This is a genomic window from Anoxybacillus gonensis, from assembly GCF_001187595.1.
GTDB classification, from domain to species: Bacteria; Bacillota; Bacilli; order Bacillales; family Anoxybacillaceae; genus Anoxybacillus; species Anoxybacillus gonensis.
The window spans coordinates 2191371-2210380 of record NZ_CP012152.1; the positions used below are offsets into that span (position 1 = coordinate 2191371).

Annotated in this window: 19 protein-coding genes and 1 other annotated feature; all 19 genes read right to left on the reverse strand. The window is 40.2% G+C overall.

Annotation, left to right across the window (positions count from 1 at the left end; genetic code table 11):
• Positions 1-2 precede the first annotated feature (2 nt).
• The 19 genes from galE to AFK25_RS11545 all read right to left on the reverse strand — a co-directional run bounded on the left by galE (position 3) and on the right by AFK25_RS11545 (position 18956).
• Entirely contained in the window at positions 3-989 is a 987-nt protein-coding gene (gene galE / locus AFK25_RS11455) for a UDP-glucose 4-epimerase GalE (protein WP_035065392.1), read from the reverse strand.
• Positions 986-2164 (reverse strand): galactokinase, encoded by a 1179-nt coding sequence (locus tag AFK25_RS11460; protein ID WP_035065390.1) that lies wholly within the window; start codon positions 2162-2164, stop codon positions 986-988. The genes galE and AFK25_RS11460 overlap by 4 nt, the downstream gene beginning before the upstream one ends.
• A 13-nt stretch (positions 2165-2177) precedes the next feature.
• Positions 2178-4421 (reverse strand): alpha-galactosidase, encoded by a 2244-nt coding sequence (locus AFK25_RS11465; protein WP_035065387.1) that lies wholly within the window; start codon positions 4419-4421, stop codon positions 2178-2180.
• Position 4422: 1 nt separating this feature from the next.
• Positions 4423-5229, reverse strand: a complete 807-nt coding sequence (locus AFK25_RS11470) for a carbohydrate ABC transporter permease (protein WP_035065384.1) — start codon at positions 5227-5229, stop codon at positions 4423-4425.
• A complete protein-coding gene (locus AFK25_RS11475) occupies positions 5226-6092 on the reverse strand; it encodes a carbohydrate ABC transporter permease (RefSeq protein WP_035065383.1) in 867 nt (288 codons plus the stop codon). The genes AFK25_RS11470 and AFK25_RS11475 overlap by 4 nt, the downstream gene beginning before the upstream one ends.
• 153 nt (positions 6093-6245) lie before the next feature.
• On the reverse strand, positions 6246-7556 hold the full coding sequence (locus tag AFK25_RS11480) for an ABC transporter substrate-binding protein (RefSeq protein ID WP_035065381.1): 1311 nt from the start codon (positions 7554-7556) through the stop codon (positions 6246-6248).
• Positions 7557-7695: 139 nt separating this feature from the next.
• A complete protein-coding gene (locus AFK25_RS11485; RefSeq protein WP_035065378.1) occupies positions 7696-8781 on the reverse strand; it encodes a M42 family metallopeptidase in 1086 nt (361 codons plus the stop codon).
• Between the two features lie 55 nt (positions 8782-8836).
• Entirely contained in the window at positions 8837-9325 is a 489-nt protein-coding gene (locus tag AFK25_RS11490; RefSeq protein WP_035065375.1) for a dUTP diphosphatase, read from the reverse strand.
• 61 nt (positions 9326-9386) lie between these two features.
• Positions 9387-9746: a 50S ribosomal protein L20 gene (rplT, locus tag AFK25_RS11495; protein ID WP_003397837.1), complete on the reverse strand. Its 360-nt coding sequence runs from the start codon at positions 9744-9746 to the stop codon at positions 9387-9389.
• 18 nt (positions 9747-9764) lie between these two features.
• Complete coding sequence (gene rpmI / locus AFK25_RS11500) at positions 9765-9965, reverse strand: 50S ribosomal protein L35 (RefSeq protein WP_003397838.1); 201 nt, start codon at positions 9963-9965, stop codon at positions 9765-9767.
• Between the two features lie 19 nt (positions 9966-9984).
• A complete protein-coding gene (infC, locus tag AFK25_RS11505) occupies positions 9985-10527 on the reverse strand; it encodes a translation initiation factor IF-3 (protein ID WP_006323512.1) in 543 nt (180 codons plus the stop codon).
• Positions 10528-10552: 25 nt separating this feature from the next.
• Positions 10553-10676 (reverse strand) — a sequence feature (ribosomal protein L20 leader region).
• A gap of 118 nt (positions 10677-10794) precedes the next feature.
• Entirely contained in the window at positions 10795-12726 is a 1932-nt protein-coding gene (thrS, locus tag AFK25_RS11510; RefSeq protein ID WP_035065373.1) for a threonine--tRNA ligase, read from the reverse strand.
• Between the two features lie 297 nt (positions 12727-13023).
• The gene (ytxC, locus tag AFK25_RS11515) at positions 13024-13878 is read right to left on the reverse strand and encodes a putative sporulation protein YtxC (RefSeq protein WP_019416702.1); all 855 of its coding nucleotides are present in this window, start codon (positions 13876-13878) and stop codon (positions 13024-13026) included.
• 62 nt (positions 13879-13940) lie between these two features.
• Positions 13941-14873: a primosomal protein DnaI gene (dnaI, locus tag AFK25_RS11520; RefSeq protein ID WP_019416701.1), complete on the reverse strand. Its 933-nt coding sequence runs from the start codon at positions 14871-14873 to the stop codon at positions 13941-13943.
• 10 nt (positions 14874-14883) lie between these two features.
• A complete protein-coding gene (locus tag AFK25_RS11525) occupies positions 14884-16281 on the reverse strand; it encodes a replication initiation and membrane attachment family protein (protein WP_035065370.1) in 1398 nt (465 codons plus the stop codon).
• Positions 16282-16314: 33 nt separating this feature from the next.
• A complete protein-coding gene (gene nrdR / locus AFK25_RS11530) occupies positions 16315-16785 on the reverse strand; it encodes a transcriptional regulator NrdR (RefSeq protein WP_009361824.1) in 471 nt (156 codons plus the stop codon).
• 61 nt (positions 16786-16846) lie between these two features.
• Positions 16847-17239 (reverse strand): hypothetical protein, encoded by a 393-nt coding sequence (locus AFK25_RS11535; RefSeq protein ID WP_035065368.1) that lies wholly within the window; start codon positions 17237-17239, stop codon positions 16847-16849.
• Between the two features lie 74 nt (positions 17240-17313).
• Positions 17314-17688: an adenosylmethionine decarboxylase gene (speD, locus tag AFK25_RS11540; RefSeq protein WP_003397846.1), complete on the reverse strand. Its 375-nt coding sequence runs from the start codon at positions 17686-17688 to the stop codon at positions 17314-17316.
• Positions 17689-17927: 239 nt separating this feature from the next.
• Positions 17928-18956, reverse strand: coding sequence for a glyceraldehyde-3-phosphate dehydrogenase (locus AFK25_RS11545; protein WP_035065366.1), 1029 nt, complete (start codon positions 18954-18956; stop codon positions 17928-17930).
• Positions 18957-19010 lie beyond the last annotated feature (54 nt).

Consider the following 19010-nt stretch of genomic DNA (forward strand, 5'->3'; position numbering starts at 1 on the left):
CGCTACACCTCTTCATACCCGTTCGGATTCGCTTTATGCCACTCCCATGCCGAAGAAACAATTTCTTCTATTGTTGTATATATTGGCTTCCATCCAAGCTCACGTTTCGCTTTTTCGGATGAAGCAACTAAGCGCGCAGGATCCCCAGGGCGTCTCGGCATAATTTTGGCGGGAATCGGATGCCCTGTGACACGACGTGCTGCTTCAACGACTTCTTTGACAGAAAACCCGTTGCCATTTCCTAAATTGTATACGACGCTTTCACTACCCTTTCTTAGTTTTTCCACCGCTAACATATGAGCATCTACTAAATCTAATACGTGAATGTAATCGCGAATACAAGTGCCGTCATATGTGTCGTAGTCATCTCCAAAAATATGAAACTCTTCTCGTTTTCCTAGCGGCACTTGTAAAATAAGAGGAATGACATGTGTCTCAGGGCGATGATCTTCGCCAAGCATCGTTCCATACGCGCCTGCGACGTTGAAATATCGTAAAGAAATGTAACGAATACCGTATGCAATGTTCGCCCATTTCATCATTTTTTCCATTGCTAGTTTTGTTTCACCATACGGACTTTCAGGATTTGTTTCATCTTCCTCTTGAATAGGGATATGTTTTGGTTCCCCATACACAGCCGCTGTTGAGGAAAATACAATTTGTTTTACGCCATGTTCATTCATGACATCAAGTAACACTTCTGTTCCATAAACATTATTGTTGTAATAAGCTAATGGTTTTTGGACACTTTCTCCAACAAGGGAATGAGCCGCAAAATGAATCACTGTATCTATTTCATGCTTTTTAAATATGTCGCTTAAAAAGTGACGATCACGAATATCTCCCTCGTAAAACAGCGCATCTGAATGAACAGCTTTTCGATGCCCGGTTTGTAAATTATCGACAACAACGACTTGTTCTCCTTTTTCAATGAAACGATACACGGCATGACTCCCGATATATCCTGCTCCCCCACAAATGAGAATCATCGCATGCTCTCCCCTTCTTTTGTCAGTTGTTTCGCCCCGTCACCAATTTTCGCTACGTAAAAACTTGGTGCATACCCTATCTCCATTTCATACATTTTCCCAACTTCTTCGATAAACGACGGAATATGATCGTCTTTTACAATATTTACTGTACAACCGCCAAACCCCGCTCCTGTCATGCGTGCCCCAATCGTCCCTTTATGTTTCCACGCTGCCTCCACGAGCGTATCTAACTCTTTTCCCGTCACTTCGTAATCATCACGCAATGATTCATGTGATTTGCGCATCAATTGTCCAAATGTATGCAAATCTCCCTTTTGTAAAGCAGAGGCAGCTTGTTTCGTTCGTTCATTTTCCGAAACGACATGACGCACTCGTTTTTGTTCTATCGGTGAAAGAACATGTGCATATTCGTTAAACTGCTCGATCGTTAAATCACTAAGAGAGTGGATGCTTACATAGCGCTGTAATTTGGCAAGCGCCTGTTCACATGTCGCACGGCGCTCGTTATATGCTGAATCCGCTAACTCTCGCTTTTTATTTGTATTTGCAATAACAATCGAACAATCTTCTAAAGAAAGGGGCAAATATTGGTACTTCAGTGTCTGGCAATCAAGCAATAACGCATGTCCTGCTTTCCCCATTCCGACCGCAAATTGATCCATAATCCCGCAATTCACACCGATATATTCATTTTCGACTTTTTGACTAATTTTTACTAATTCCATCATCTCCATACGAAGTTGAAACAACTCGTTCAACATAACGGCGGTAGCGAGCTCGATAGAAGCAGAAGAAGATAGCCCTGCCCCATTTGGAATATTGCCATAGTATAAGACGTCAATGCCCTTTCGAACATGTTTCGGCATAAGTGCTTGGATGATTCCCTTTGGATAATTCGCCCATCCATGACACTCTTCATAGGAGAGTTCGTCCTTTCTTATCGAAACGATTCCATCGTCATGAAAGTTTTTGGAATAGAGCCGAATCATCCCATCATCATTTAATCGAGCGACCACATACGTTCCGATATGCAATGAACAAGGGAGCACATACCCTCCGTTATAATCAGTATGTTCACCGATTAAATTGACACGACCGGGGGCAAAAAACGTATAAATGTCTTGCCCACTTTGACCGAATAATTGAATAAAATCACGCACTAACTCATCCATTTCATTTCTCCTCCTACTCCGTTGCCTTTAGCACCGCCAAACAAGATACATAATCCCCTATCATTACTGTTTTCTTTGTCCTTACCGTTCCCATATAAAACGGGGGAAGAAAAAGTCCGATATGCATAAGTTCATCGCCACAAAGTGTCATCGTTTGATCATCTATCGTTACTTCATACTTTAACGACGGATGTAGACCTTTTAAATGCAATCGCATGAATGAAGGGTTTGGTTTTGCGACAAAACGGTAAAATGCAACGATCGCTTCTCTTTTGTCTTCGGAAACAACCATCCATGCTGCATCCGTTCCTTCAAACGGGCTCATTAAACGATAAAAAGTGCCGTACTGCAAAAGCGTGCGATATTTTTTAAAAAAGGAAATTTGTTTTTTCACTTGTTGCTTCTCTTGCTCACTTAATGCTGCAGGATCTAATTCGTAACCAAACGCTCCAAACATAGCCACATGCCATCTTGTCTTTAAAGGCGTCACTCTCCCGGTTTGATGGTTAGGTACAGCGGATACATGTGCACCTATGGAACTAATTGGGTAAACGAGCGTCGTTCCATATTGAATCTTGACACGCTCGAATGCATCTGTATTATCACTTGCCCAACTTTGCGGCATATAGTAAAGCATACCGGGATCAAAACGATTTCCGCCGCTAGCACAAGATTCAAATAAGACATATGGAAATTTATTTGTAAGTCGCTCGAGCAATTCATATAGTCCGAGAATATAACGATGGGCAACTTCTCCTTGCCTACTTGCTTCGAGTGAAGAAGAACCAATTTCCGTCATGTTTCGATTCATATCCCACTTCACATATGTGATATTAGCACTTTCTAACAAATTACAAATCGTATGATACAAATAATCTCTAACATCTCGTCTTGTTAAATCAAGAATGTACTGATTTCTTCCATGCGAAATCGTTGAACAATTCGGTGCTTTTAACAACCAATCTGGGTGACGCTCATATAATCTACTTTTTTCAGATATCATTTCTGGCTCTATCCAAATACCAAACTCTAGACCTTTTTCATTTATTCTTTTAACAAGCTCCGATAACCCATTTGGAATTTTATTCAGATCTACAGTCCAATCCCCTAGTGATGTCGTATCATCATTTCTTCCTTCAAACCACCCATCGTCTAAAACAAATAATTCAACCCCTAACTCCTTCGCTGACTCAGCAATGGTTAATAGTTTTTCTTCATGGAATTGAAAATACGTTGCTTCCCAGTTATTAATTAAAACGGGGCGTGGGCGATGGCGCCAAGGTCCTCGCACAAGATGAGAAGCATATAAACGATGATACGTTTGGCTCATTCCATTTAATCCAGCAGGTGAATATACCATGACGACTTCAGGCGTTTGAAACGACTCATTTGAATGTAAAGTCCAACGAAAATCAAACGGGTTTATTCCAATAAAAGCGCGTGCAACATCGTAATGGTCCACTTCTACTCCTGCAATAAAGTTTCCGCTATATACAAGGCTAAATCCGTACACATCTCCAATATGTTCTGTTGCATCGATACGTTTTAGAGCAAAGAAAGGATTATGCTGTGAACTACTTGTTCCGCGTTTACTATCAATAAACTGAACTCCTTTTTTCAGCACTCGAGACGTGACATGGCGTTCACGAATCCACGCTCCATCTAAATGAATCATCTCAAATTGAGCATCTGGATAATCGACAACAGCACTTAATATTCTCTCGATAACAATCGGATGCTGACCATCATTTGTTACACGAGCACTGCGAGTAATGACGCTTTCATGTTCAAAGACACTATATTGTAGCTGTAACTCTACACGTGATATTTCATCATATAACGTAATCATAAGCGTCGTCACATCGTTCTCATTATCTACATATGTTGCAGGAAGACCCTCAAGCTTCGGCTTTCCTTTTATCACTTTGTATGATTGAAAAACAAAGCGGGTAATACGACTCCCATTTTCATGCCATATGTGAAATGCTGGTTCACGAAAATCTGTCGTTCCGTACGCTGGATATTCTTGTTTAATTACCTCAAGCGAAAATGTTTGATCTCCTTTATATAAAAATGTTGCATTTCCAATTGGCTCATTTGGCAATTGAAATAGATGAGAAAAGTTTTCACGATGATTGACTTTTTTTCCGTAATACAAATGACCAAGTTGACCGTTTTTTAATACGCAAAAAATATAACTACTTTCCTTTGTTTGTAAATGAAACTCCCGTAGCGACTCATTAATAAAAATTGGCACTTTATTTCACCGCGCTTCCTAACATACCGGAAATAAAATGGCGTTGTAATGATAAAAAGAAAATAATGATCGGGACAGTAGCTAAAGTCACCCCTGCCATCACTTGCCCATAATCAATGCGTGATAAGCCGAATAAACTAGAAAGTGCAACAGGAAACGTGTACATATCCGTTGATGACACAGCAATTAAAGGCCATAAAAAGCTATTCCATTGATACATAAATAGAAAAATAGCTGTCGCTGCAAGTGCCGGTTTCATAGATGGCAATACGACACGAAAGAAAATGCGCCATTCCCCTGCTCCATCTATTCTTGCGGCTTCAATGAGAGCGTTTGGAAACGCCAACATGTTTTGTCGCATTAAGAAAATGGCAAATGGATATGCTAAATTTGGTAAAATGAGTGCTTTATACGTATTTAGCCATCCGAATGCAGCCATCATTTTAAATAACGGAATAACCGTTGCATGATATGGAATCATCATCGACAATAGAAAAATAGCAAAAATCGTATCTCTTCCTTTGAATTCGAATTTAGCAAACGCGTATGCAGCCATCGTACAAATAAGCAAACTAAAGATTGTATACGTAAGAGAAACAAACAAAGAGTTAAAAAGTACTCGACCGATTCCAATAGATTCATTCAAATTCGTTACATTTTCAACCAATTTTGTCCCTGGAACAAATGAAAGCTGCTTTGAAAAAAGCTTTCCACTTTCATTCGTGGCACCGATAAACGCCCAATAAAATGGAAATAGCGAAATGAGCGCTCCGATCGTTAACGTAACGTATAAACTCATTTTTTTCATCGCTCATCCCCCGATACTTTAAACTGAATAAAGCTTAAAATAGCAATTAAAACGACAATAACGTACGCAATTGTTGAGGCATATCCAAAGTCAAAATAACGAAATCCTGTTTGGTACAAATACATTCCAATCGTTAACGTTTCATCGCTTGGCCCACCTTTCGTAAGCGTATATGGTTCATCGAACAATTGAAGCGTTCCAATTGTTGATAAAATAGCTGTAAATAAAATGACCGGTTTCAACTGAGGGATCGTAATGGAGAAAAATTGTCTCACTTTACTTGCTCCGTCAATACTTGCTGCTTCATATAAATCTTCCGAAATATTTTGTAAAGCTGCTAAATAAATGACCATGTTATATCCAACCCAACGCCATGTCATGGCTAAAATAAGAGATACTTTCGCCCAAAACGGATGAGATAACCACGGAATGGAACCAATCCCTATCCACTCCAACAGTTGATTCATCAGCCCATCATTCATTAACATAATTGAAAAAATGATGGAATAGGCCACAAGTGACGTCACAGCTGGTAGAAAAAAAGATACACGAAACATCGCTTTCCATTTTAAAAGTGACGAATGGAGAAGGACTGCTAAAATAAGCGCTAAAAACAGCATTATTGGCACTTGAACAGCTAAAATAATAAATGTATTTTTTAATGCTTTTAAAAAAATTGCATCATTAAATAAACGTCTATAGTTTTCTAAACCGTTAAATGTCATCTCCCCACCTACACTCGTTTGAAAACTCATTACGAACGAGTAACCAATTGGATAAAGCATAAAAATTGAAAAGAAAATGACAGAAGGGGCAATAAAAATGTACGGTACAATCTTCTTTCTCCATACATGTTTTTTCATTTTTGTGCGCCCCTCAACTTTAGGAGTCATTGAGTTTGCTTCGACGATTTTCGTACTCAAATGCCCTCTTCCTTTCCTTATTTGCTTTTAAGTAGAAATGAGAGATTTAGTCATATCACTAAATCTCTCATTCATTTTTCAAATACCGATATTTTAATAAGTGTTCATTTCTCGCTTCGTTCGATCTTTCAAACGTTTAGCTGCTTCCTCAAGTGCCTTCTTCGGTTCTTTTCCGTTAAACACATCAGCCTGTGCTTTAATTGCTTCATCTAAAGCAACAGCATAGTCGTTCGTATAATAAGCTGTTGGAATATCTTTCATTTCATTTGCGAATAACTCCCAAATTTTTTGACCTCCGAAAAATTCTACACCACTTGTAAATAATTCAGAGTCATATGCACTCGCTAACGATGGAAATAAACCATATTTATCCATGGCCATTAACTGAATATCTTTTGTTGTCGAGAAAAACTCTAAAAACTTATATGCTTCATCAACATGTTTTGAAGAAGCAGGAATCATCCAACTACTTCCACCTAAATTTGCAGCGCGGTTGCCACCAGTTTCAAATGCTGGAAGCAAAAATACTCCCCATTTTCCATTTGTATCTTTCGCTTGATCAACGATTGTTCCATAATACCAAGCACCGAATGGAACAGTAGCTACTGAACCGTCTACTGTTGCTGATACAACACCATTCCATCCATCAACATCTTTAATGAGTCCAGCGTCATCAAACTTTTTCAACATTTCCATCGCTTCTACAGCTTTCGGGTTTGTTAAGTCAATTTTCCCATCTTGGTCGAAATAGTAAACGCCACGCTGATTCAGCATCATACGGAAAATCGGATCGTCTTTAAACTTATCGAGAGGCATTGCAAATGCACCAGTTGCCTCTTTGATTTTTTTAGCTGCTGCTAAAAAATCATCCCATGTCTCAATGTCCTCTGCTTTTACCCCTGCTTTTTCAAACAAATCTGTGCGATAGAACATTCCTGTTGGACCTGCATCAAACGGCATCGCATAAAACTTTCCGTCAACAGATGTTAAATCTTTTTTAAACGTTGGAAATACGTCTTTGTATTGATCAAATCCTTTTTCTGATAAATTGACAAATCCTTTTGGAAACGCATTTACATAACCATGGATACGGTCGTCTTCTACAAGAACGATGTCAGGAAGACCTGTTCCCCCTGCGGCTAAACCTGTGGATAATTTATCGTATACATCTAAACGCCCAATATCTTCCACTTTTAATTCAATGTTTGGATTGCTTTTTTGAAACTCTTTCATCGCTTCGTTTAAAGCACCAACGTTTACGTTCCATGCCCAAGCTGTCAATACAACCTTCTCACTTGATCCTTCCCCTTTGTCGTCCGTCGATGATTGTTTGCCACTACAAGCTGCCAACACAAGTGCTGACGTCACGATCAAAGCAAACCATTTCCAATAACGTTTAAACATTCATTCTCCTCCCCTTTTTTGAACTTGTTTATGTAAGCGTTTTCGCCTACTAGTAAAAATTTTAGTAAATTTTTTCGTTTCCGTCAATAAAAATTTTCTGAAAAAAGAAAAAAGCCGACCGTGTACAGGTCGACTTCTCTTAATTAAAGGTAATTTCTTTTACTTTCTCTTCATCCAATCGCTTAATGACTTCGACTAATAGTTTTACTGTTTGTTCGTAGTCATCGCGATGAAGAAGCGCCGCATGGGAGTGAATGTACCGTGTTGGGATGGAGATTGTCAATGCCGGAACGCCGCGCATTGTCATATGGATCGCACCTGCGTCTGTTCCGCCACCTGGCATCACATCAAAGCGATATGGAATGTTCATTTCTTCCGCAACATGAATGACAAATTCGCGCAATCCTTTATGTGAAACGAGCGTTGCATCGTATAAAACGATATGCGGGCCAGCGCCAAGTTTCCCCATCGCCTCTTTTTCTGACACGCCCGGCGTATCGCCCGCGATACCAACATCAACCGCAAATGCAATATCTGGTTCAATCGCAAAAGCAGATGTTCGTGCACCGCGCAAGCCGACTTCTTCTTGTACTGTGCCAACGCCGTATACAACGTTTGGATGCTCGACGTCTTTTAATTGTTTCAACACATCGATCGCAATCGCACAACCGATGCGGTTATCCCATGCTTTCGCAAGCAACATTTTTTCATTGTTCATCACTGTAAATTCAAAATATGGCACAATCGCATCGCCAGGGCGCACGCCCCAAGCAAGCGCTTCGTCACGGCTAGAAGCTCCGATGTCGATAAACATATCTTTTATTTCCACCGGTTTTCTTCGCGCTTCAGCAGGTAAAATATGTGGCGGTTTTGAGCCGATGATGCCTGTAATATCACCTTGTTTTGTGACGATTGTCACGCGTTGAGCGAGCATCACTTGTCCCCACCACCCGCCAAGCGGTTGGAAACGAATAAAACCTTTTTCATCAATTTGGGTGACCATAAAACCGACTTCATCTAAGTGACCCGCAATCATCACTTTTGGTCCGTTTTCTTTTCCTACTTTTTTGGCAATTAAGCTGCCGAGACGATCAGTCGTTACTTCATCTGCATATGGAGCGATGTACGATTTCATCACTTCACGTACTTCCCGTTCATTGCCCGGAACACCTTTTGCATCCGTTAACGCTTTCAACATCGTTAACGTTTCATCTAATTTTTTCACGTATGTCACTCCTCTCTATGTACAACATTCATTATACTAAACATTTTGACAGTTGTTAATAATTGTGACTTTGTCGCTCATGGTTCACTTCGTTTTTTGCGACATACGCTCGTTCAATTTGTTCAGCATTGAATTGAAGCGCATGACCAAGCTGTGCATACGCATACACTAATTGATCATATGCTTCTTCGTCCATCTTTTTGCGAAACATCTGAACGGCTTCAAATACGTGTAAAAACTGTTCAACAAGCGGTTTACTTTCTTGCACATGTGGCCATTGAATATGTTCATAAAGGGAAAGATCAAGCCCGAGCGATAAAATAAAATGAAGGCCGTCTACATATTCCTCTAAAATCGTTTCTTCTGCCGCTTGCGGCTTCGAACTCCAAAATTTAAAGCAACGTGTTTCGTTTGCAAGTTCTCCAATTTCAACAAGAAGAGCTAACAACTTGCGCTCCACTAAACGTTCACCGCGCAAACCACGCTCCGTTTCAATTCGCTCATCTAATTGCCGTTGCATAGAAAATAATTTTTTTATATCCATTTTTTCTCCCCCTCTTATAAAAAATGACCATCCCCTCAAGGGAGAATGGTCATTTCCTTTATTATTTGTTTAAGTTTTCTTTTGCGATGTTGGCAAGTTGTGTGAATGCTGCTGCATCGTTTACTGCTAAATCAGCAAGCATTTTGCGGTTTACTTCGATTCCTGCAAGCTTTAATCCGTGCATTAAACGGCTGTAAGAAAGACCGTTCATGCGCGCTGCAGCGTTAATGCGCGTAATCCAAAGTTTGCGGAAGTCGCGTTTGCGTTGGCGACGATCGCGATACGCATACATTAACGATTTCATTACTTGTTGATTTGCAACTTTATATAAACGATGTTTTGAACCGAAATATCCTTTTGCAAGTTTAAGAATTTTTTTACGACGTCTGCGTGTGACTGTACCGCCTTTTACACGTGGCATAACATTTCCCTCCTAAAATTATTTTACGTTATCTAACAATTGACGAATGCGTTTGAAATCGCCTTTTGATACAAGCGTTGCTTTACGAAGTTTACGCTTTTGTTTTTGTGTTTTGTTTGCAAATAAGTGGCTAGTGAATGCGTGTGAACGTTTTAATTGACCTGTTCCTGTCTTTTTGAAACGCTTCGCTGAGCCTTTGTGAGTTTTCATTTTTGGCATAAGGTGTTCCTCCCTTTTGTTATTTGTCGTTTTTCGGTGCTAGCACTAAAAACATGCTGCGGCCGTCCATTTTCGGAGCCGTCTCAACCGTACCAATATCCGCGCACGCCTCAGCAAATCGATCAAGCACGCGCTGACCAATTTCTTTATGCGTAATCGCACGTCCTTTAAAGCGAATCGTCGCTTTTACTTTATCTCCTTTTTCAAGGAACTTCCGTGCGTTGCGCAATTTTGTGTTGAAGTCATGTTCTTCGATCGTTGGGCTTAAGCGAATTTCTTTTACGTTAATTACTTTTTGCTTTTTGCGCGCTTCTTTTTCTTTCTTTTGTTGCTCGAAGCGGAATTTGCCATAGTCCATAATGCGGCATACTGGCGGTTTCGCATTTGGCGCAACCATCACTAAATCTAAATTTAAACGCGCTGCAATTTCTAACGCTTCTTGCTTCGTCTTAATCCCAAGCTGCTCGCCATTTGGATCGACTAAACGAACTTCACGTGCCCGAATGTTTTCATTAATAATAAAATCTTTGCTAATAACTAGCCACCTCCACGGTTTTTTCAAACTTGTTTGTTAAAGCAGAACGCACATAACAAAAAACGTGTGGGCATAATACACCCACACGTCTCGCTCACAACATTTCTTTGTCATGAAACCTGCTAACAGCCATGCGGCGTCGATCAGGTGAGAAGCGGGTGCTTCTGCTTGTGTTCAAACAAGTATTTACTTTTACTCTAACATATATACCATATATCAAAACACATTGTCAACTGATGTCAATTGATCACAACAAATAAAACTATAACAAACATAGAGAGAAAATGCAACTATTTATTTACGCACTTCTTTTACGATAGAGTCAACGAACGCATCAAGCGGCATCGTTTCGCTTTTTTGTTCGCCATATTTTCGCACGTTCACTGCCCGTTCATTTACTTCATTATCGCCGACAACGAGCATGTACGGAATTTTTTGCATTTGTGCTTCGCGAATTTTATAACCGATTTTTTCTTCACGCTCATCGACTTCAACACGAATGCCTGCCGCTTGTAACGCATGTTTTACTTCATACGCATAATCCATATGAACAGCTGGGGAAACAGGAATAACTTGTACTTGTACAGGCGCTAACCATGTCGGGAACGCCCCTTTATACTCCTCAATTAAAAAGGCAACGAAACGTTCCATCGTTGATACGACACCGCGATGGATGACAACCGGACGATGCGGTTTTCCGTCTTCACCGATATATGTTAAGTCAAAACGTTCCGGTAACAAGAAATCAAGTTGAACCGTAGATAACGTTTCATCTTTTCCAAGCGCTGTTCGTACTTGAACGTCTAGTTTTGGACCGTAAAACGCAGCTTCTCCTTCTGCTTCGTAATAGTCAAGTCCAAGCTCGTCCATCGCCTCTTTTAACATGCTTTGTGCTTTTTCCCACATCGCATCGTCATCATAATATTTTTCTTTATCTTGCGGATCGCGATACGACAGACGGAACGAATAGTCCGTTAAACCGAAATCTTTATATACATCTAAAATTAAATTAACGACACGCTTAAACTCGTCTTTAATTTGATCTGGGCGAACGAAAATATGCGCATCATTCAATGTCATTCCACGAACGCGTTGCAATCCTGTAAGCGCACCTGACATTTCGTAACGATGCATCGTACCGAGCTCTGCGATACGAATTGGCAACTCACGATAGCTATGAATTTTATGTTTATACACCATCATATGATGTGGGCAGTTCATCGGACGTAAGACGAGCTGTTCATTATCCATTTCCATTGGCGGAAACATTCCATCCTTATAGTGATCCCAATGACCAGACGTTTTATATAACTCGACGCTACCTAGCACTGGTGTATATACGTGTTGATAGCCAAGCGACAGCTCTTTATCGACGATATAACGCTCAATTGTTCGGCGAATAGTTGCACCTTTTGGAAGCCAAAGCGGCAATCCTTGTCCTACTTTTTGCGATGTCATAAATAAGTCGAGCTCTTTTCCGAGCTTGCGATGATCGCGCTCTTTCGCTTCTTGTAAAAGACGTAAATATTCATCTAAATCTTCTTTTTTGAAAAAGGCCGTACCGTAAATGCGTTGCAACATTTTATTTTTACTGTCACCACGCCAGTATGCACCTGCCACGCTTAACAGTTTAAACTCTTTAATTTTTCCTGTTGATGGGACGTGCACTCCGCGGCAAAGGTCGAAAAATTCGCCTTGTTCGTAAATGGAGACGATTTCTCCTTCTGGAATGTCGTGAATAAGCTCAATTTTTAAATGATCGCCAATTTCTGTATAACGACGAATCGCCTCTTCACGACTAACTTCTCGACGAACGATATCTAAGTTTTCTTTCACAATTTTTTTCATTTCTTGTTCAATTTTCGGTAAGTCTTCTGCTGTAATTGGTACATCGACATCAATATCATAGTAAAAGCCGTTTTCGATGACAGGGCCAACACCAAGCTTCACATCTTTGTACAATCGTTTAATCGCTTGTGCCATTAAATGCGCTGTGCTATGACGTAAAATGTCAAGCGCCTCCGGCATATCTTGCGTAATAATCGAAATGGCGCCATCTTCTTCAATCGGTGTTCGCAAATCGATCATGCGATCGTTTAGCTTTCCTGCAATTGCTTTTTTCTTCAATCCTGGACTAATGGACGCTGCAATGTCTTCCGTCGTCACTCCTTTCGGAAACTCCTTCACTGCTCCATCTAGAAATGTAATTTTTACTACATCCGCCAAAGCTTTTCACTCCTTTTTTTAGAAATAAAAAAAACTCGTCCCAAAAACGAGGGACGAGTTGGTTTCGTGGTTCCACCCTTCTTCCCGTCTATACGGATATAAATCGAGCGTATAAACGGCTTCATTTCGATAACGGCGCAAACCGTCAGCAATTACTAAACGGGCGATCGTCCCATTGTTCACTGCTGAAGTTTAGAGGTGGTAAGTGCATTTTTCGTGTTAGGAAGGTTTCAGCCTATGCCTTCCCTCTCTGTGAACCGTAAAAATACACCCATGTCCTCATCATCACTTTTTGCTTTATTCATTATGTATGTCATTATAAGCATATTTTTTTGGAAAATCAAGAGGTGGTCGCAGCTCCATTCGCTCTTGGAACACATTTTGAATCGTTTGAATCATTCCGACATCTGTCACATTTGTATACATATATATTTTTTCTGGCGCTATCGATACGAGCGGCGCTAATACAGACGTATCAATGTACATCGGCTGACTCACCATCAATCGACGGTCAATAAACTGCTTTAATTGCTGAGGCGACAAGTGAAAAAATTGGTCATCAAAAAATTGAAACGTTTCGTTTTCATATACTAAATGAAGAATGCTCATTTGTGGCTGGCGCGACACCACGATTTCGCGCAACAGTTGAACAAACGATTGGTATTCTTGTTCTAATTTATATTCGTCAATCGCTAATTCGACATAATGCATAAGCCGATCATAATACGGCTTTAAGCGAAAAGTCATAAGCGACTCAAACGAAAACACCCCTTCATGCAAACATTCATGTAACGATTGAGCAATAAGTTGCTCACGCGGTATATTCATCTTTTTTCCGAGACGATAATCATGCCTTTCGCCGTCAATAAACGAATACGTAAGCTGCAAAATTTGTTGTTGTTCTTCTTCATTTTCATAAAAAAACGTTCGCGAAATGATCGATAAAATCCAACGTGCTTCAAACGCTCGAATGATACATGAAGCAAAAATAGGAATGAACAATGCGCGCATATGCGCAACATCCCGTTCATGAAAAAAAACGGTAATCGTCTTGTCATCATAAAGCAACTTCCCATATGGTTGCGGTGCTTTGCTTAACTGTGCAAATAGGCGTTGTGCATCTTGTCCATTTTGAAATACGATATAAATCAACGGTGCCCCCCCTTTTCCCGAAACATGCTTGTTTTATATATATGGGGAACACCGTTTGTTTATCACAGTTCCATTCGGCGATTTTTTCCTTTCATTTCAATCGGAGTAGCTAAATAGACAATTCGTTCAATGATTCGTGCCGCTTTTACTTGTTCTTCTTCCCCTCGCTGTGAGTGAGCAAGGTGATGCGTCAAACGTTTTAAATCAAAATTTGATGTAAAACATGTCGGCAAATGTTCAAGCATACGATATTGTAAAATCGGACCGAGCACCTCATCGCGCCACCAGCTTGACATTAATTCTGCTCCTAAATCATCGAGCATAAGAACGGGTACTTGCTTTGCATATTCAATCGTATCTTGAAATGCATCCGTTTGAAGTGATGATTTTAGCGAGCGAACAAACTCTGGCACGTACACAAGAAATGATGCAATGTGCCTTTGTGCTAACTCATTTGCCATCGCCGCTAACAAATATGTTTTTCCGATGCCAAACGATCCATATAAATATAGTCCTTTCATTCGCTTGCCTATTTCATATGTCGATGCAAACGTGTTCGCAAGCTCGATCGCTTCGATTCGCCCAAGATCGTCCGTTTCTAGCTTATCAAACGAGGCTTGCAACATATCGCGCGGAATAAATAAACTACGAATAAGCGACTGTTGCTTTTTTCGTTCATCATCTTGCACTTTACGAGCACACCGCTCATACTGCACGTCAATGTTTTTCCCTTGCCAAATTAAATGAGGCGTATAACCTTTCAGTAAGTTCGGACATTGTTCTAAGCTTTGGCAACGTTCACAATGCTTACTTTGTTGCACAAACTCGTACAATTTACCGAGATGACGATTTAACATCGCATCCGTCACGTGATGGCCACGCAAAAATGTTTGAACATGAGGATCACGTAAAATGTCGCGCTTCATCGCCTCATATCGCTCTTTAAAATCGTGACGATTCATCAAATGGTGAATTGTTTCCCGAATTGGTTTCATCGTTTATCCCCTAACTTTTCGGTTTTTTCAACCGTTCTTCCAACTCGCGCCGTTTTTGTTCTAGCTCTTCTTCTGATTTCACTTGTTTTCGCTCAAATTGTGAATAGTCCGTCTGTAGCCAATCTGGCAACAGTTCGGTACGAATCGGTTTTTTCGCGCCTTTTTGCTCTTTTTCTTTCATAAATGTTTCATATTCTCGCGCTTCTTTTTTCGCTAATTCCATCGCTTGTTTCACCGTACGTACCTTTTTTCGCGCCCATGAACTCGCAATTTTTTCAACATATTTTTTCGGCAACTTCATATCCGTCCGCAGCATGACATAGTAAATAAGCACGTTCATGACACCTGGCGGCAATTTTTGTTTAAACATAATGTCTTCAATCAACTGTAAATCAGCTAATGCCGGTTCAACTCCACCAGAAAAATCCATAAGCAATTGTCTCGGCGAAACGGTTTCTAGTTGTTTTATTAAATATTCTTCTTCATTTTTTGGCTCGACATGTGCCATCGTTCGCTCCGCTAACGGTTGTACCCGATCATATAAACGCGGAAGCGCTTCACCACGTTCAAATTGATACCATTCTTGCGCCGCTTTTCGTAGTGCTTCGATGTCAATTTGTTCAGCGGGATCGATGACGCCCATCACAATTTTTTGCATATCAAGAGGACTAATCCCATACAGAAAAGAAAGCTTTTTGATTGCATCTTTTACTTTTTCAGTAATCGCCCGTCGTGGTACAAGGTGATGGGATAGTCCAGCGTAAAAGGCATCAAAGTCAAATATATCATCTTGCATCTTATACATCGCTCGTTCTTTTCCTATATATTGCTGTCCATCTTGAAGCATCACTTCTTGTTTCGCTTCATCACTTAATTTATGAATCATTTTTTCGGGTTGGATGGATGAAAAGACATCGTGAAATGAGCGGGTGATAGATGTAAATGACGTACGATCAATGGCACGATCAGAAAAAAACTTTTTCAGCTTTTGAAATTTTGTTTTTCCGACACGGTCATATAAAAATACATTTAAAACGCCATCGTTGAAAAATTGTTCTGGTGTAAGTGGAAGAAGCAATTCATAAATAAATACCCGTTCATCGTCTTCATTCGTTCGTTTCATGTACGTATTTAACAACCCGATCCCTTCAAGCTTTAAACGCTCGGCATATATCGTCGGCAAACTGCATTGCATGATCGCCATTAAGCTATGATGTGTCGTCTCCTCGCTCCATAGACGCGCTTGTTCAAGTTCGCTCCATAACGTCATATATAAGCTGTACGCTTGAGCCCCGATTAAAGGTTGATATAAAAGCGTCAATACTTTTCGGTCTAGTTCACTTAACACTCCGTTCGCATGGACAATATATCGGTCGACCGCAATTAACTCTTTCCAACTATATTCCATCTTATCGACCTTCTTCATATGAAAAAGAGCACGTTATGCTCTTTCTCCTTGTTCTTTTTTAATGAGCTCTTTTAATTCTTCAATAAAGACGTTTAAATCTTTAAACTGTCGATATACAGAGGCAAAACGAACGTAAGCGACTTCATCGATTTTTGATAATCTTTCCATCACCATTTCGCCGATCGTTTCACTTTTTACTTCATTTATGCCACTATTGCGCAATTCTCGCTCAATTTGCTGCGTCACTTGCTCTAATTGTTCAAGGGCAACCGGCCGCTTCTCACATGCTTTAATCAGCCCACGCAATATTTTTTCACGACTAAATTCTTCTCGCGTTCCTTCTTTTTTCACGACAATTAACGGTGTTTCCTCTACCTTTTCAAACGTTGTAAAACGAAAATGGCAACGTTCACATTCGCGACGACGGCGAATGGAACGCCCTTCATCAACTGGACGCGAATCAAGTACACGCGTCCCATGATGGTGACACGATGGGCATTTCATATGTATCAACTCCCGATAGTAATCTTACCCTTATAGTAGACAAAAAAAGGCACATACACAACTACTTCTCACTATATATTCCCGATCCGATGTATGTTAATCGTTTAGCTAATTGATCATATAAACGAATAATAAGTTGACGGCTAAATCCAAAGTCGATCGGCAACCACTTTGTTTCTGTTGTCACAGAAAAATCAATAGCTGTTTCAAACAGTCGAACAGAAATGACTGTCACGACGATAAATGCTTTTTTTCCTTTCGTAAGCGATACACTCATTTCTCCTCTTTCTTCAGAGATTGCTACAATATGATAGCCGTCCATTTGCTCAAATATTTCTTTCACTGTCTTTAATGCAGCCGTTTGCGTCGTTTTGTAATAGCGGCTTTTTAACTGCTCATCCGGGTGACGTTCCGATGTTTCATTATGATTCGTTAATACGTATTTCCACTTCACCTTTCGTCTCCTCGCCTTTCAATGAATGATAAAAAAGAGGTGCAGAATCTACACCTCTTTTCTCTTACATTTTATTATAAAGCTTTTGCTTGTTTAATTTCAATCGGACCCATGCCACGAGGCAATTCAATTGTTTCACGTGTTTGCGCGCCTAACGCTTCTGCAATATAGTCAGCAGCAATTGTTGGATCTAAATGTCCACATGTGTACACATCGATACTCGCATACCCGTGTTCAGGAAAACTGTGAATTGTTAAATGTGATTCAGAAATGATCACAACACCGCTAACGCCTTGTGGTGCAAATTTATGAAATGCAACTTCACGAATTTCCGCACCTGACTTTAACGCTGCATCAACAAATGTTTTTTCAATAAACTCGATGTCATTCAACTTATCAAAATCGCATCCCCAAAGTTCTGAGATAACGTGACGACCCATTGTATCCATGATCGTATCCCCCTTTAATAAATTTTGAAAAAATAAACGATGAATTTCTTTTGCTTTCTGGAATGTATAACTACCACGGGGGAAAGTTAGTCCAAAGAGGTCCTAACCCTTTAAGTAGTCACATTACCATGCGTTCAAGAAGTTCACGAAAAATAGTATACTTTGTTTATATATTTTTTTCAATATTGTTTTTTGTTTTTTTGTAAAATAGGCATAAAAATAACGCTGGAGCCCCAGCGTTATGACATGGCAACCGCTTCATTTTTTAATAACTGTTTCGCGACAAGCTTTGTTAAGTCGACAACGCGGCACGAATAACCCCATTCATTGTCATACCATGCTAATACTTTTACTTTTCGATTTTCGATCACCATCGTGGATAAGCCATCGACAATGGCAGAGTGTGGATTCGTATTAAAATCAATGGATACGAGCGGTTCCATCGTCACGTCTAAAATACCTTTTAACGATCCACGCGCTGCTTGCATAAATGCCTCGTTGACTTCATCGACCGTTACGTCTTTTTTGACATCGACAACGACATCAACAAGCGAAACGTTTGGCGTTGGAACACGCAACGCCATGCCGTGCATTTTTCCTTTTAAATGTGGCAATACGAGCGCTAACGCTTTGGCTGCACCTGTCGTTGTTGGAATGATCGATTGTGCGCACGAACGTGCACGGCGTAAATCTTTATGTGGATTGTCAATATTTTTCTGATCGTTTGTATACGCATGCACAGTTGTCATCAATCCATTTTCAATGCCGAATGCTTCATCAAGCACTTTCACAACCGGAGCTAAACAATTTGTTGTGCATGAAGCATTTGAAATAATGATATGTTCCGGAGAAAGCATATGTTCATTTACACCCATGACAATCGTTACATCTTCATCTTTTCCTGGCGCTGTTAAAATGACACGTTTTGCTCCTGCTTCGATGTGCATCATTGCTTTCTCTTTTGCGTTAAACTTTCCTGTCGCTTCAATGACAATATCGATTTGAAGCTCTCCCCATGGCAATAGGCGTGGATCACGGGAATTGAGCAACTGTACTTTTTTCCCGTTTACAATAAGCCCATCTTCAACCGGAATAACTTCTCCATCAAATTTGCCGTGGTTTGAATCATATTTTATTAAATGAGCTAACGTTTCAGGCGGATAGCTCGCATTAATCGCTACAATATCAAGATCTTGTTCAATAATCGCTTTTCGGAACACCATTCGTCCAATGCGTCCGAACCCGTTAATCGCTACTCTCGCTTTCATTATATAGCTCCTTTCAATATATATGTTATACTATTTACTTGTTATCTACAAAAA